Origin of the sequence: Yokenella regensburgei, from assembly GCF_051486985.1 — a bacterium.
GTDB lineage: Bacteria > Pseudomonadota > Gammaproteobacteria > Enterobacterales > Enterobacteriaceae > CBFFRJ01.
The window spans coordinates 36,691-52,045 of sequence record NZ_JAHVDV010000032.1; the positions used below are offsets into that span (position 1 = coordinate 36,691).

Below are 15,355 nucleotides of genomic sequence, written 5' to 3' on the forward strand. Positions count from 1 at the left end.
GTTAGTTGCGTTCATTGTGGCGTTAAATCCAGGGCACGCAAAGCATAACGTTAAGATTTAGCCCTGCATCACCGTCATGCGTTAAGCTATAGCCCACAACACACTATCAGCGGAGAGACAGAGGGAATGGAGAAAAAAATCGGTTTTATCGGCTGCGGCAATATGGGTAAAGCGATTCTGGGTGGGCTTATTGCCAGTGGTCAGGTACAGCCTGGACAGATCTGGGTCTACACCCCGTCGCCGGACAAGGTTGCGGCTCTGCATGATGAATATGGGATTAACGCTGCCCAGAGCGCGCAGGAAGTGGCCCAGGTTGCGGATATCGTCTTCGGTGCGGTCAAACCTAACATCATGATTAAAGTCCTCAGCGATGTGGCGTCCAGCCTGAATAAAGAGACCCTGGTTGTCTCCATTGCTGCCGGCGTCACGCTGGATCAACTGGCGCGCGCGCTCGGCCACGATCGCAAAATCATCCGCACCATGCCAAATACCCCTTCGCTGGTGAATGCTGGCATGACCTCCGTCACCGCCAACGCGCTGGTGACTGATGCAGATATCGCCGATGTACTGAGCATATTCCGAAGTTTTGGCGAAGCGGAAGTCGTTTCTGAATCCATGATCCACCCGGTGGTGGGCGTCAGTGGTTCCGCCCCTGCCTACGTGTTTATGTTCATTGAAGCGATGGCCGATGCCGCCGTGCTTGGCGGTATGCCCCGTGCGCAAGCTTACCGCTTTGCGGCGCAGGCGGTCATGGGATCGGCAAAAATGGTGCTGGAAACCGGTAAGCACCCCGGCGAGCTTAAAGATATGGTCTGCTCGCCAGGAGGAACGACCATTGAAGCGGTAAAAGTGCTGGAAGAGAAAGGTTTTCGCGCGGCCATCATGGATGCCATGCAGGCCTGTATGGCGAAGTCTGAAGCACTGAGCAAATAAAGGAGTGCGCCACAGGCAGGTTCACCGGTGGCGCCTCTCCTCAGGCAAACATTTCGCTGGCCGCGTCAAGGCTGAGCGGCCGCTGCATCTTCAGCAGCAGTGCCGCGGTTTGCGTGTACTCTCCGCTGCTCAGCACAGCTTTTAATATCCCCTCCTCGCCGTAAAGCACCGCAAAGCGCTTGCTGTCGAAGGAGCCGAGCATTTTTGTGCTGTCCCAGTCTGCGGCGTAGCCCAGGTACTCAAATCGGGTGCCAAAGTGGGTCGTCCAGAAAAAGGGCACCTGAGTAAAGCGGTGCTGCGCGCCCATCATATTCAGCGCCGCCAGATGGCCCTGCTGCTGCGCAACACGCCAGTGTTCAATGCGCCGACGCCCTTCGGGAGCAGGATAGCTCGCAATGTCCCCTACGGCCCAAACGTCCGGCGCAGCCGTAAGCATTTCATCGACAGTCAGGCTGCCATCCTCTTCACGATGAAGATCATGGACGAACGCCGTAGAGGGAGTAACGCCCGTGGCAAATACCACCACATGCGCAGGCAGGGTGCGGCCATTTTTAAGCACCACGCTATGCACCTGCCCGTTCCCCTGCAGAGCAGCAGGCTCACCGGTCACGAATTTCACACCATTTTGTTTGTGCAGTTCAAAGAAGTGACGCCCCATTTCCTCGCCAAACTGCGGAACAAAAGGGAGTTCATGGCGGGAGACGACGGTGACATTTATGTCCTGATTACGTAATGCTGCCGCCAGTTCCATAGCAATAAAGCTGTTACCGATAATCACCAGCTGTTGCTCACGCTCAACGTCATTTAACAACTGCTCCGCCTGGTGTATATCACGCAGGACATGCACGCCGCCCAGCTCTCTGCCTTCGGTTTCAGGCCACACGGGCTGCCCGCCCGTCGCCAGCAGAAGCTTGTCATAACGGATAGTATTGCCACTGCTCAATGTCAGCAGGTGCTCGCGGCTGTTGAGCTGGGTGACCTCCCCACGCACGCTTTCAACGCCAGGCTGATGATAAAAGGCTTCATCCAGAATATGCGGCACTTCGCCGATCTTCATCTTTCCCGCCGGGACAAATTTGCTCAGTGCTGTACGGTCATAAGGTGCATCATCCTCTTTATCAATCAGGATCAGCCGCCCCTTATAACCTTCATCCTGCAGGGTGATGGCTGCCGCACTGCCAGCCGCCCCCGTTCCCACAATAACGGTGGTCTCTTCTTCATCGCCACGGATCTGGGGAAAACGTGCAGGAGACATCGGGCGCGGGTTGACCATCACCCGATTTTCCTCAATCAGAACCGGGTACTGTTTCAGGCTGGAGAGGGCTAACGGCTCCAGCCACTGTCCGTTTCGGATGTCAAACTCTGCCTTATGCCACGGGCAGACAAGGCGACCTTCACATACCGCCCCTTGCTCCAGCGGCGCGCCTGCATGCGGGCATTTACTTTGAAACGCCCGCACCTGGGCCAGAGTACGAATGAGGATAATCGAGGTACCAGATACTTCAAATTTTACCGGCTGACCTTCGGGTAATTTATTGATTTCAGTTACAAATTGATAGCTCATAACAGTGCTCTCGTACCAGTGTGGGAAAAGGGTCGTAACGCCAGACAGCGCACACCACGAGGAAAAATAAAGACACACAAAAGGTAATGGTGACGCTTTAAGCCTGGCAGAGATTAGACGTTGAGCAACAAGACGGGAGGTTTCAGGCAGCCACTTCAGTACGATTGCGCCCCGCTTTTTTCGCTTTATAAAGGGCCAGATCGGCAGATTTTAGCCATTCACGATGATGGGTCATCTCTTCGGTCAGCGAGGCAATGCCTACGCTGATGTGCAGTTCAAGCTGGGGGACACTGGTAAGGCGGAAGGTCGCCAGGCGATCGTGCACCCGCGCCATGGCTGCGATAGCATTTTCGGAGGAAGTGCCGCCCATAATGATGGCAAACTCGTCGCCGCCAAAACGACCAATCACATCACTTCCCCGCAGGCTGAGCTGGAGATGACGCGTGATCGCAATGATCGCTTCATCGCCAATATCGTGACCGTGGGTATCATTGATCAACTTAAAATGATCAACGTCGATAAGTAACAGCGTTGCGACGCGCTGGTGCCGTCTGGAGTGATCATACTCGCTGCGCAGTAACGTTTCCCAATGACGCCGGTTATAAACCCCTGTCATGCCATCACGGATGCTCATCTCCTGAAGCCGTCGCCGGTGCTCCTCCATGCGCGCCATAGTCCGGTAGCTCACCCAGGAAAAGAGCAGCGGATAGATAAGCAGGACTGGCACAGTCAGCCAGACGGTAAATGGCGAACTGACCGGGTTGACGGCCACACCGGTGAGTTTGAGCGTTGTCAGACCAGATACCAAAGTCAGAATCACGGCTGCGATACAAAGACGCGTGCCCCCCGCGCACATGGTGGTGGTGATGACCATGATGGCGAGCGCCAGCGACGGCATCAGGTTCAGGCCGGTTAACGCCATCCAGACCCCTGCGAAGATGGCATCTGCCTTCAGGTTGTGTATTTCGCTGGTGAGCGGATCGCTGGATCGCGAGGAAAGCTGCCAGGCCAGATGGGGCCAGACGAACGTCCAGAGCACCAGTAGTACCCACCAGCCTCCCGCCGTCGGCCTGGATACCAGTTCGGCGGCCAGCGGGAAGAACAGACATGCAAGCCCTACGGCACGAGGCAATCTCTCCCGTCGCGCGAAATGCAGACCGTCGCTGTAACGATCCTCGTCGCGACGCTTGACGTTGCCCTCCTTGCCCGCCTCTTCGTCGGTATAAAAGCTATTATCACTCATAATTTTTGGGAACATTCTGAAACAATTTCCCAAATTATAGAGAGGGGGTGTGGGGAGAAAGTATGAAATTTCGGGTGAGCGAAGGATGCCGCTCACCCGTTCGGCTTAGCCGGTTTTTTTCAGACAGGCACTCATGAACTTGCTGCGATCTTCACCTTTAAGCGATTGCTGAGTGGCCTGTGAATTGCACTCGCGCATCTTTTGCTGCTGCGGTGACAGGCTTTTTTGACCAGGTTCAGTGTGGGTATTTTTCAGGCAGTCACTCATGTATTGCTTGCGGGCATCGCCGGAGAGCGTCTGGACGTTCGCTTGTTGATTACACAGGGTCATTCGTTGTTGTTGAGGAGTAAGAGGTTTTTCAGCAGCGCTAAGCGCCGTGACGAACACAAGACCGAACAGGAGCGTGACCAGTAAGGTTATTTTCATAGCACCATCCTTCTTGAAGTTTGCTTCTTAAGAATGGTCTGTACGGGTAAAAAAACCACCCGACGGAAGAAATTCCCGCCGGGCGGCTCTTATTTCAGACCAAGCGCTGCTTTCATAGTGAAGAACAGGTCAGTCTGATCGGTGAGGCCAACCACGTTGGCGGCATGAGGACCATAGGCAGCAATACGTATCTGCGTGCCGGTATGTTCCATAGACTCTTCTTCAGAGTTGCCATATGTCATCGCCATCACCGTGCCGTCTTTGGTATTGAGCAACTGGCTCAGGCCCGGCGCTTTGGTATCAGCAGGGATGATCTGGCTGGCATGCGCATGGTCAGCGGTTACGATAACCAGCGTGTTGCCCTTTTTTTTCGCGAACGCGAGTGCTTTTTGTACCGCTTCGTCAAGATCGACCGTTTCACCTATCTGACCACATGGATTGGCAGCGTGATCCTGTTTGTCAATGGAAGCACCTTCGACCTGCAGGAAGAAGCCTTTCTCATTTTTGCTCAGCAGCTCAAGGGCCTTATCGGTCATTTGCGCCAGAGTCGGAATGGTGTCGTTGCGTTTAGCATTCGGCGTACAGGTTACGGCGGGTTTATCGGTATTGCCGTGCAAAGAGGCTTTTGGTCCTTCCCAGCGTACCGGCATATTGCCTTCAGAGAACAGACCCAACAGCGGTTTATCCTGACTGGCATCAGTAATGGCGGCAAGGCCAGCAGCATCGCCTACCAGTTGGTAGCCGCGCGCCTGCGCCTGCTCACGCAGTGTCTTACCTTTCCATTCACCTGCCGTGGCCGCTTCGCTGAAAGTTTTTGCGCCGCCACCCAGCGTGACGTCCGCACGGGCGTTGAGCAGTTGTTCCGTAATTGATCCTTTGCCACCTTTTTCCAGTGCGTTAGCAGCGCATTTTTCGCTGGTCACGCTCGGGCCGTAGCATTTACGCGAAATAACATGGGAAACCAGGGCTGCGGGGGTGGCGTCCTGTAACTCCGCTGTCGAGACGTTGCCGGTTGCCAGGCCTGCGGCCTTTGCCATTTCCAGAATCGTCATATGATCTTTTTCATGGATATCGACACCCAGCGCGCCATTGTAGGTCTTCACGCCGGTAGACCATGCGGTCGCAGACGCGGCCGAGTCGGTAACATAATCAGGTTTGCCCGTTTTTTTATCGAGCGCATAGTGCGTATATTGCCCCGTCAGCGGTAGGGCATCTATACCTTTGAAATAGCCACCCGCACCTTCAGCATAATTTCGTGCAGCGGTAATTTCGGAGTCGCCCATCCCATCGCCAATGAGCAAAATGATATTTTTAGCGGGCTTATCATTCAGTGAAGCGCGAATAGCATCGGTCTGATCGCCACTTAAACGGCGAGCGCCGCCCTGGGCCGTAATATCGCCTTGCGCGGCACGCGTTTCCAATACTGCCGTCGAAGAGGTCTCAGCATAAATAACAGGGGTAAACAGCATCGGAAATAAGGCAAGGAATAATGCGCTCTGTTTCAATTTATTTTCTCCGTGTAAAAATACTTAAAAGAAATAAAAAACAGAGCGACTATAGGCAGCGCGCATGACAGTCAGATGACAATCTGACCTTCCTTACCAACCTGGTTGCGCGGGTGCCTTAAAAGCTTTTTTAAGTATTGTTGAAGTAACTCCCTATCCTGCGGGGGAACCTCTGAATCCGGCGAAATATCATCCATTGCACCTTCGATGCTGTCGATAAGCGCCTGCTGCTCCGGTTGCGCCATCTGTCGTAACAGTGCCGTTACGACGATCTCAAGCGCCTCCACCTGCGCAACCAGTTCTTTGGACTCTTCTTCCTTTTGGGCAAGTTTCACTAATAATTCTGCAATGAGATTTTTCATAGTGCTATTTCCTTATGTGAGATCCGCTGAAGTTAGCATTCTCATTAGTAGTTGCAAAGCAGATGCAACTACTATTTTTAGTCAAAATCCGTGACTTGCAACTCATAATATTAAAAGCGTATTAGCGAAACGTTTCTCTGCTACAAAAGCGTACAATGGCCAACTCAACGCTGAAAAAATAACGGCTAAAAACCGACCTTTTATATAAAAAAACTTATCGAACTGCCTGGGTAATAGACCCGTGACAAGTCATCTGTTTATTTTTTTACCTTACGAAGCGCGATGGCAAGTTGCCAGATATTGCACAACACAACCAGCGCCGTCGCGGCAAAGACCCATCGGAATCCAGCCATTGCCGATACCGAAGCCCCCATCAGCGGCCCTGCGACGTTTCCCAGATACATAAACGACTGGTTATAGCCAAATATACGTCCCGTCACCTGATCGCTCGCGTACTTGAGCAGCAGCGTTTGCACGGCGGGTAACATTGCGCCATCGGCAAACCCCAGCAGAAAGCGCAGTACCCCCAGTTGAAAGGGTGTGGTTACGAAGGACATGGCAAAAAACAGAACCACGGCACACACCAGCGTGGCCATTAAAATGCGCGCGGTGCCGATACGGTCGCCAAGTTTACCGAGCCGGGGCGCAGACATGAGTGCAGAGACACCGGGAACAGCCGCAATCAGGCCACTAAGAAACGCAACGTTGCTGCTGTCAGGGGTCATGGACTGGATGAAAAGCGCCAGAATCGGCCCCACCGAACCATTACATAACTGGATGACCATTGTGGTCACAAACAAGCTAATGACCAGTCCCGGGTAAGGCAGCGTCGAGAATACGGCCCTGCCGCTTAACCGCTGCGCCTTAGTAATTTTGGGACGTCCCCCCTCTTTGATAAGAAACAGGGTCACCAGGAAACTAATAACCAGTAAAATAGCCGTGATAAAGAAGACCGTTCGCAAACCAAAATGATCGGCCAGGAAGCCTCCCATCAGCGGCCCGCCAATGACGCCGCTAATTTGCGCAGTAGAGAGTGTACTCAACGCCCAGCCACTTCGCTCCCGTGGCGCTTGCGACGCCACAAGCGCCATCGCATTGGGGATGTAACCTGAGGTCAGCCCCATCACGCCACGCAGGATAAGCAGTTGCCAGACGTTCGTGGCAAATGCCTGAAGCAGGATAGCCACCGCCATGCCGAGGGACGCGCGCAGCAACATTAATTTGCGCCCTTTTCTGTCAGCAAGACTGCCCCAGAGGGGCGAAACAATAGCAGAAACGAGAAAGGTAATGCTAAAGGTCAGCCCTGACCATAGCGACAGCGCCTCGTGCGACGTGACACCGAGTTCAGCAACATAGAGCGGCAAAAACGGTAAGATCTGGCTGATTGCCAGGCCGGTAAAGAAGCAGCCGAACCAGACCGAGATGAGATTGACCTTCCAGGATTCCATAGATAGCAGTAATGATTCATTTTTTGACAAATTAGACACAGAGTAACAAGAAGGCCGGAGCGAAGAGCTACCCGTGGTGCTTTTACCCCTATTTTAGTGTTTTATCCCCTGACAATCAGCGCTGGCGGCAGAGGACAGCAAGAACGCGAATAATATCCGCAGTTTATACTTACCGGCAAAGTCCGAACCCACGCATGCCGAGATGGAAATGGTTGGCGTGCGCGGCGTTGTATTCCGGGCCGAGTCCATTGCCGTAATAGTGGCAGCTTGCGCTCAACATCGCGCGCAGCCAGGGTTGTGTGGCAGGCGCCGGCCAGCCACGCAATACCGTTACCACTTCACCATTTGCCAGCCTGAACCCGCTGATATCTAACGCATCCGCGGTGGCGTGTTCGCTGCGCCGTCCTTCTGCCCGGTTATAAATATTACGGCAGGCATAGCTGCCCAGATGATCAATACGCACCAGTGCCTGGTTGGTGAACTGCCGGGTGAGCGGACGCGCCTGCTGTTCAACGAAAAGTGCCGAACTCAGCGCCAGCGGACAACTGGCTAAAAAACTGCTGCTCAACTTCACCGCACCAAAGTCGCGAACCCGTACCACGTTGGTTAAAGGACACTCGCCCTGGCTGTCAGCAACCGGCGATGCGGAGATTAACTTTTGCTGATTAGCCTGCACAAGGAGAGCTGAACACTGTTCAGGCGAAAGGTGACGTAATTTATATTGCGTTATTCGCCCCGGCGGATCGCGCAGCGTAAGCGGAGCAAAGGGGTTGTAATAAGATGGCAGATAGCGGTATCCCGCCCCGCCTGCTGCCACCAAAATACCAAGAACTAACAGGCTTTTCCCTTTCACGTATCCCCTCCATTTATCACTGAAAACAGTATGGCAGAAGTGATATGGTATGTGCTTTCTGATTGATGTGAGTGAAAGGTGTGATGGCAAAACTGCGGGTAGGAGTCGTGTTTGGCGGTAAATCGGCTGAACATGAAGTGTCGCTGCAATCGGCAAAAAATATTGTTGATGCAATGGATAAATCGCGTTTCGAGGTCGTCCTGCTGGGAATAGATAAGCAGGGACAGTGGCACTGTAATGATGCGAATAATTACCTGCAAAATGCCAGCGATCCGGCGCGCATTGCCCTCAACCCTTCAGAAGAAACCGTCGCCCTGGTGCCGGGCCAGTTGTCCGGGCAACTGATTAATGCTCACGACGGCCTCCCCCTGGCACCGGTGGATGTTATCTTTCCTATCGTTCACGGTACCCAGGGTGAAGACGGCACACTCCAGGGCTTGTTGCGTATGGCCGGGTTGCCCTTTGTCGGTTCTGATGTGCTGGGCTCTGCAGCCTGCATGGACAAAGACGTCACCAAACGTCTGCTGCGTGATGCCGGGCTTGCCATCGCGCCTTTTATCACCCTGACGCGCGGCAACCGCGATCGTTTCGCTTTCCACGAGGTTCAGGAAAAGCTTGGGCTGCCGCTGTTTGTTAAACCGGCAAACCAGGGTTCATCGGTCGGCGTCAGTAAAGTCACCAGCGAAGCGCAATACGCTGCGGCCGTCAGCCTGGCCTTTGAGTTCGACCATAAAGTGGTGGTTGAGACGGGCATAAAAGGGCGTGAAATTGAGTGTGCGGTACTTGGGAACGATCGTCCGAGAGCCAGTACCTGCGGTGAAATTGTATTAAACAGCGATTTCTACGCCTATGACACCAAATATATTGATGATAATGGCGCACAGGTCGTTGTACCTGCCGATATTACCCCGGAAGTGAATGACCGTATTCGCGAGATTGCCGTTCAGGCTTATCAGACACTGGGGTGCGCGGGGATGGCGCGTGTCGATGTATTCCTCACGCCAGAAAATGAAGTCATTATTAACGAAATCAATACGCTGCCGGGCTTCACCAATATCAGCATGTACCCCAAATTGTGGGAGGCCAGTGGTATCGGCTACACCGATTTGATCACGCAGCTTATTGAACTGGCGCTGGCGCGCCATCAGGCAGATAGCGCACTCAAGTCCTCAATGGGACGTTAATCCAGCGGCTTTTCTTCCTCGTTTTTCGCCGTCGCTTCAGGCTCATCCTCAGGGCGGCGGCGAATAATGAGCCCGGCGAGCCAAAAACTGATAACCCAGGTGACCAGACCGACGGCATATTCCTGCCAGCCTTTGGCCTCAAAACCCAATAGCCCCACCACTCCATTCAGAATAAAAATCAAACCAATCGCAAACGCATAATAATGCCAGTCACGGCGTATTTTCGTGGGCAGCTTCATGACAACTCCGGCAATAAAAAATATATCCTCGCATATTCCCGTTATCCCGTCTGTGGCCTATGCGGAAATTCTTAAATGTTAATTACGTAACCAAAATATTACAAAAATGTGAGCATCGACAAAATTTACCCAACTGGAAACCTTCCCGCAATGAAATTATCACCATTCCGATGTTGACAATTTCATCCTGCTGTCAAAATCACTCAGTGTCACTGGCTTTTTGCCGGAAAACTGAATCAAGCGGAGGTCTCTATGGCTGACTTTACACTGTCGAAACCCTTTACCGGGAAGAAAACCCGCGACGCCTCCACGCCAGGAAATATTGCCTATGCGGTATTTGTGCTTCTCTGCTTTTGGGCCGGGGCACAGCTACTGAATCTGCTGGTCCATGCACCGGGGGTGTTTGAACATCTGGTACAGGTGCAGGATGCAAACCGACCTCAGGTTGAAATCGGCTTCGGCGTCGGCACCCTCTTTGGTCTGGTGCCGTTTCTGGTGGGTAGTGCAATTTTAGGCGTTATTGGCCTTATACTGCGCTGGCGACGTCATCACTGACCGCGCATACACTGAGCCCGACGATCGTCGACGCGCTTCGCAAACCATGCGGTGGTGAGGTTGCGCGTGATTTTCGGGCTTTCAAGCTGGATACCCGGCAGGATTTCTCTGGGCAAGCTTTTACCGGTTTTCTGCTCTGCCAGGCGATAAACCTCCCGATACAAGGCAGTTTTTTCGAAAGCTATGCTGTCGCCCGTGGCCAGCTGACGATGAATATCCCGATCGCTCATCCCTAACGCTGGCCCCAGTTTTTGTACTGCGCGTTCCGTGCTGCCCGCCTCGCTACTGTTATAGAGAATAACATCACCATCCAACGCCAGCTTCACCCCTGTCGCTTTGCTGACTGCATTCTGGAAAGCAGCGTTACGACTGGCGTACCATCCCGCATTGAAATCGGCAAAACGGTAGAGAGGTGCGCTGTAGTTAGCCGGGTAGTTGAGCAAGTGATAGGTTCCAAACCATAAGCCGCCACGCCGGGTAAAGACTTCCTGACGTACCGTACCCGCCATTTTCCACGGGTAGCCATCCGTATGCTGCTCAGCAAACGCAATACTGATTTGCATCGGACCGCCGGTGCGCACCGGGTTATAAGAGCCGAATAACGTCAGCCCCATCGGCACCGTACCAATGAAGTCATCAAAAATTTCACTCAGCTGTTTTTCCGTACGGACGTTATCCAGGCGCTCGCTGTAACTCTTACCGTTCGGCGAGTTAATTTTCAGCGCGGTGTGGACGAGGATCTCAGGGATATGCAGGCGTGCAGCCCGTCGGTCAATCTCTTTCCAGGCAATCTTATTCAGCCCGGCAACCGCAGGATCGGCCTGATAATTCGACTCCTGCTGCGCTACAGCGAGCACGGAACAGATATTTTCCAGCGTCGGGTCCAGCCCCTGGCTTGAGAAGGTCGTAGCCAGTGCTTTTGCCCATTCATCTCTGTCTTTTACACTGGCGGGCATTTTGCGTCGGACAACGCTCTCCACATCCTGTGGTTTTTCTGCTTCAGACACGGCCGCCGGGCCAGCAGTTCTGGTCGCCGTGGTGTTCTTGCCGGTGGTACAGCCAGCGAGAATGCATCCCGCCAGCAGGGTCATTGTGGTCGCGAAAAGACGCGGCGCGCAAACTGACATAATGTTCCTTGCGTTAGCTAAAGTGGTTGGTCATTTGCGTTAGCGGCTGCCCGTCCAGTTCGTGTTCAAAACTGCGCAAACGTTTATAGATAGACATCAGTTCAACCAGCGTAGTCCAGGAAGCAATAAGATACTGGAATGAGCTACGAACCTGTTCAAAGACGTTGGTGATTTGACGCATCAACCCAAAGGTGATCGCACCCGCAGCAATGGTCGGAAACAGCACAATCAAACCGAAAACCACATCCACCTGAAGATACAAAATACGTGCGATGTTGAAATACATATAGTGGAAGTAGAGACGGAAATAGTTACGGCGAACGGCGGCAAACAGTTCGCGCATGGTATTTGGTTTTGCCCGCTCTGCGTCATCCTCACCGTAAACCAGCTCTTTGCGGTAAGCCGCTTCCACGCGCTGGTTTTTAAACTCCAGGCCAGGAAGTTTGATCCCCACCGCTGCCAGTAAAAACGTGCCCAAAAGAGACCATGCGATCGCAGCAATCACCAGGCCATAAGGAATATGCCCAACCAACGGCAGTTCCGGGACATGAGGCGATAACGCAACCAGCACCGGCAAAAAGGCAATCAGGGTCATGATGGCATTAATAAAGCTTACCCCCATGTCCTCCAGAGTGCTGGCAAAACGCATCGTGTCTTCCTGCACACGCTGGGCGGCACCCTCGATGTGGCGGAGCTGTTCCCAGTGCGCCATATAATATTCGTTCATCGCCGTACGCCAGCGGAAAACATAATGACTCACGAAGAAGTTGTTTAATACCGCCACGGAGACGGCGATCAGTGCAATCCACAGAAAAGTGCCAATCTCATGATAAAGCTGGCTGATGCTGACTTTGTTGGGGGCACTGAGCGCAGTCTGAATAAGATCATAGAACGGGGCGTACCAGGCGTTTATCGCAACGTTCACTTCAACCAAAAACCAGGTGACGAAAATAATCAGCGCCGTTCCCAGAATAGACCAGCGCTGCCAGCGATGGGGCGAGAGGAAAAACCAGGCCAGCGCAAAAATGCCGGTACAGAAGGCGTAGTAAGCATAAAAAAGAAGAAAATTGAGCGACCAGAAACGGGCGGCACTGATTGGAACTTCGGATGAGGCGCCGGTCATTCTCAACAGCCAGGCTTCCCCGCCGGCCTGCCAGAATATCACGGCGATCAATGCCCAAATAAACGCCGAGAGGAAAAATAACTTCGGCGTTGGGAAAAAAGACTTAAACATTATACTCTCCTGCGCTTTCTTATTTTTTGCATTGCTTACACGACACAGCTCACCCCGGATATAGAATTTCCGGGGTAGGTGTTACAGAGCGGATAATCAGACCTGAGGGTAGCGCCTTAGTTCGCCTGCCACTCGTTAAGAATTGTTTCGACGGATTTCACGAAAACGGGATTACCGGGAAGTATGAGGGTACGCCACACCTCGTTATAATGGGCGATGAGCGTATCCGCTCTGGCTGCCGGTCGATGCGCAGTGGTGTGGGCATCGCCTGCAACGGTGATGGCATACCCCCGACTGGCCCCATTTTTCAGCGTAGTGTCGACACAATAATCGGTGGCGCAACCGCACATCACGAAGTGTGTAATGTGATGTTCAGTGAGCACCGCTTCCAGTCGCGTTTGATAGAAACTGTCACAGGCTGTTTTCATGACATAGAGCGCATGGTCCGGCTGGTAAAGTTCTGGAAGTAACTGGAACCCTTCACTGCCCTCCTCGAGGCCACCCGCCTCACAGTGCTGGATAAAAATCACCGTGTCCGCAGCATGTATGAGCCGGTTTATCTGCCGCACACACTCTTCTCGTTGAAAGCGCGGGGTGGCGAATACCCCTTGCTGCATATCCACTACCATCACTATCCGTCTGCCCGACATCATCCCCCCTCATCACTGGCTATCATTGCTAATAAGTGAGGGTACCACAGCCCTTTATTCCTTTGGGGTTCAGGAAAAAAGTTCATGTTTACGCATCGTTACGTAAATTTCAGAAATTATGCCTTTTTCTGTGCTTTGAAATACCCCGCCAGATAGTATAAATACGCACTATCCACTTCTTTCATATACGGATGCTTTCGTTGAAACGTTGTTTGCTTTTTTCTGCGGCGCTGTACGCCTTCACGTTGGCACCAGCCCATGCAGCTCAGACGTCACCCGACCCGGCTTTTGCGTCTGATATCGTTGATCGTTACGCTAACCATATTTTTTATGGCAGCGGCGCGACGGGGATGGCTCTGGTAGCCATTGATGGCAATCAGCGCGTTTTCAGAAGCTTTGGTGAAACGCGCCCGGGCACCAACGTACGCCCTCAACTCGATTCCGTTATCCGTATCGCGTCGATTTCCAAACTGATGACCAGTGAAATGCTGGTGAAAATGTACGATCAGGGGATAGTTAAACTGAACGATCCCCTGAGTAAGTATGCCCCGCCTGGCGCTGTCGTGCCGACATGGCAGGGATCGCCGATTACGTTACTGAATCTGGCCACCCATACGAGTGCCCTGCCTCGTGAACAACCCGGGGGAGCCGCGCACAGAGACGTTTTTGTCTGGCCTACCCAGCAACAACGATGGAACTGGCTCTCTACGGCTAAACTTAAAGCTGGCCCCGGTACGCAGGCCGCCTATTCCAATCTGGCGTTTGATCTGTTGGCAGATGCGCTGGCGAGAGCAGCAGGTAAACCTTATCCGCAGCTTTTCGAAGAGCAGATCACCCGCCCGCTTGGCATGAAAGATACGACGTTCACCCCCTCACCCGATCAATGCAAGCGACTGATGATCGCCGAGAAGGGAGCCAGTCCGTGTAATAACACGCTCGCTGCCATTGGCAGTGGCGGGGTTTACTCCACGCCAGGCGATATGATGCGTTGGATGCAGCAGTTCCTTTCGTCGGATTTCTATCATCGAAATAACCAGGCCGATCGGATGCAGACATTGATTTATCAACGCAACCAGCTTACCCGTGTTATCGGTATGGATGTGCCAGGCAGAGCTGATGCTTTGGGCATGGGATGGGTCTATATGGCACCCAAAGAGGGGCGCCCGGGTATTATTCAAAAAACAGGCGGCGGCGGCGGTTTTATCACCTATATGGCAATGATTCCACAAAGTAATGTCGGGGTATTTGTTGTCGTCACTCGCTCGCCGTTAACGAAATTTACTAACATGAGTGATGGGGTGAACGAGTTGGTCAGTGAAATGAGCAGTAATAAGCCCATCATCGTGCCATCCTCCTGATATCATTCCCGTTCATTTAATATTCGTAGGGCAAGCGATTAACTTTTAATAGCTTGCCTTTATACATTTCAATGTAATTACCCTTACGCAATGCAGAAAGGACCTCGGCAATCACCGAGCGGGAAATACCCGTTCGCCGTTGAATGTAATACATCACGCCTATTCGTGAGCGTAGCGTTTCATCCCAGTCTGCCATGGTTAGTAGCGTTGAACGAATCTGATCATAAGTGCTACTTCCTATAAGCTGACTGTCGCGGCTTTCAGCAAGCCGGTGCCACCAGGTCAACCAGGCAAAGGCTTCACGCCAGAGTTGATTATCTTCAAGTATGGTTAATACCTTTTCAGAAGGTAAATAATAACCCGTACATATGCTTTGTGTGGTGTAAACGTACTCCACAGGGCGGGCAATCATGCTTGTACTGAGGCCGTTTATAAAAGGCCCCTGGGCAATCCCCAGCAGAACATCATTATATTTTCGGCTGATAGCAATTTCACCCTGCTGAAGAAAAATAGCCACCTCATTAGGATTTATGTTTTTGAAAGTGAGAAGCGTATTTTCTGGCAGTTCGAAAAACGTACCGTGAGGTGAAAAACATTGATCTAGTAAATAATATTCCGCAAGCGGTTTATTCAGTGAAATCATTAACTGTCCTTGTATGTAAAAATTCCCACCA

At 52.6% G+C, this 15,355-nt stretch carries 16 protein-coding genes; 4 read left to right on the top strand and 12 right to left on the bottom strand.

Annotation, left to right across the window (positions count from 1 at the left end):
• The first annotated feature begins 126 nt into the window (after positions 1 to 126).
• On the top strand, positions 127 to 933 hold the full coding sequence (gene proC / locus KXR87_RS19190) for a pyrroline-5-carboxylate reductase (protein ID WP_437433806.1): 807 nt from the start codon (positions 127 to 129) through the stop codon (positions 931 to 933).
• Positions 934 to 973: 40 nt separating this feature from the next.
• Here the strand turns inward: proC and KXR87_RS19195 are convergent, their stop codons facing one another.
• From KXR87_RS19195 to KXR87_RS19225, 7 genes are all read right to left on the bottom strand, one after another.
• The gene (locus tag KXR87_RS19195) at positions 974 to 2,497 is read right to left on the bottom strand and encodes an FAD-dependent oxidoreductase (RefSeq protein ID WP_437433807.1); all 1,524 of its coding nucleotides are present in this window, start codon (positions 2,495 to 2,497) and stop codon (positions 974 to 976) included.
• Positions 2,498 to 2,639: 142 nt separating this feature from the next.
• Positions 2,640 to 3,755, bottom strand: coding sequence for a diguanylate cyclase AdrA (adrA, locus tag KXR87_RS19200; protein ID WP_437433808.1), 1,116 nt, complete (start codon positions 3,753 to 3,755; stop codon positions 2,640 to 2,642).
• A gap of 90 nt (positions 3,756 to 3,845) precedes the next feature.
• Positions 3,846 to 4,166, bottom strand: coding sequence for a phosphate starvation-inducible protein PsiF (gene psiF, locus KXR87_RS19205; RefSeq protein ID WP_437433809.1), 321 nt, complete (start codon positions 4,164 to 4,166; stop codon positions 3,846 to 3,848).
• 89 nt (positions 4,167 to 4,255) lie between these two features.
• Positions 4,256 to 5,671 carry an alkaline phosphatase gene (gene phoA, locus KXR87_RS19210; protein ID WP_437433810.1) on the bottom strand — a complete coding sequence of 472 codons (1,416 nt, stop codon included), beginning with the start codon at positions 5,669 to 5,671 and terminating at the stop codon, positions 4,256 to 4,258.
• 71 nt (positions 5,672 to 5,742) lie between these two features.
• On the bottom strand, positions 5,743 to 6,033 hold the full coding sequence (gene iraP / locus KXR87_RS19215; RefSeq protein ID WP_437433811.1) for an anti-adapter protein IraP: 291 nt from the start codon (positions 6,031 to 6,033) through the stop codon (positions 5,743 to 5,745).
• A gap of 257 nt (positions 6,034 to 6,290) precedes the next feature.
• Positions 6,291 to 7,481, bottom strand: a complete 1,191-nt coding sequence (locus tag KXR87_RS19220; RefSeq protein ID WP_437433831.1) for a multidrug efflux MFS transporter — start codon at positions 7,479 to 7,481, stop codon at positions 6,291 to 6,293.
• 169 nt (positions 7,482 to 7,650) lie between these two features.
• Positions 7,651 to 8,334, bottom strand: a complete 684-nt coding sequence (locus KXR87_RS19225) for an extensin-like domain-containing protein (RefSeq protein WP_437433812.1) — start codon at positions 8,332 to 8,334, stop codon at positions 7,651 to 7,653.
• An 83-nt stretch (positions 8,335 to 8,417) separates the two neighbouring features.
• Here KXR87_RS19225 and ddlA point away from each other — a divergent pair, with 83 nt between their 5' ends.
• Entirely contained in the window at positions 8,418 to 9,518 is a 1,101-nt protein-coding gene (gene ddlA / locus KXR87_RS19230) for a D-alanine--D-alanine ligase (RefSeq protein WP_437433813.1), read from the top strand.
• On the opposite strand, the gene KXR87_RS19235 is transcribed toward ddlA, so the two are convergent.
• Positions 9,515 to 9,757, bottom strand: a complete 243-nt coding sequence (locus KXR87_RS19235) for a DUF2754 domain-containing protein (RefSeq protein ID WP_437433814.1) — start codon at positions 9,755 to 9,757, stop codon at positions 9,515 to 9,517. The genes ddlA and KXR87_RS19235 overlap by 4 nt on opposite strands.
• Positions 9,758 to 10,009: 252 nt before the next feature.
• Between KXR87_RS19235 and KXR87_RS19240 the strand changes: the two genes are divergently transcribed.
• Complete coding sequence (locus KXR87_RS19240; RefSeq protein ID WP_437433815.1) at positions 10,010 to 10,312, top strand: DUF2755 family protein; 303 nt, start codon at positions 10,010 to 10,012, stop codon at positions 10,310 to 10,312.
• Here the strand turns inward: KXR87_RS19240 and KXR87_RS19245 are convergent.
• The 3 genes from KXR87_RS19245 to KXR87_RS19255 form a co-directional block, all read right to left on the bottom strand.
• Positions 10,306 to 11,439, bottom strand: coding sequence for a DUF1615 domain-containing protein (locus tag KXR87_RS19245; RefSeq protein ID WP_437433816.1), 1,134 nt, complete (start codon positions 11,437 to 11,439; stop codon positions 10,306 to 10,308). The two genes, KXR87_RS19240 and KXR87_RS19245, sit on opposite strands and share 7 nt — an antisense overlap.
• Positions 11,440 to 11,452: 13 nt before the next feature.
• Entirely contained in the window at positions 11,453 to 12,673 is a 1,221-nt protein-coding gene (gene sbmA / locus KXR87_RS19250; RefSeq protein ID WP_437433817.1) for a peptide antibiotic transporter SbmA, read from the bottom strand.
• Between the two features lie 116 nt (positions 12,674 to 12,789).
• Positions 12,790 to 13,323, bottom strand: coding sequence for an isochorismatase family protein (locus KXR87_RS19255; protein WP_437433832.1), 534 nt, complete (start codon positions 13,321 to 13,323; stop codon positions 12,790 to 12,792).
• Positions 13,324 to 13,523: 200 nt separating this feature from the next.
• Here KXR87_RS19255 and ampH point away from each other — a divergent pair, with 200 nt between their 5' ends.
• Complete coding sequence (ampH, locus tag KXR87_RS19260) at positions 13,524 to 14,681, top strand: D-alanyl-D-alanine-carboxypeptidase/endopeptidase AmpH (RefSeq protein WP_437433818.1); 1,158 nt, start codon at positions 13,524 to 13,526, stop codon at positions 14,679 to 14,681.
• Between the two features lie 16 nt (positions 14,682 to 14,697).
• On the opposite strand, the gene KXR87_RS19265 is transcribed toward ampH, so the two are convergent.
• A complete protein-coding gene (locus KXR87_RS19265) occupies positions 14,698 to 15,324 on the bottom strand; it encodes a helix-turn-helix domain-containing protein (RefSeq protein WP_437433819.1) in 627 nt (208 codons plus the stop codon).
• Positions 15,325 to 15,355: the final 31 nt, after the last annotated feature.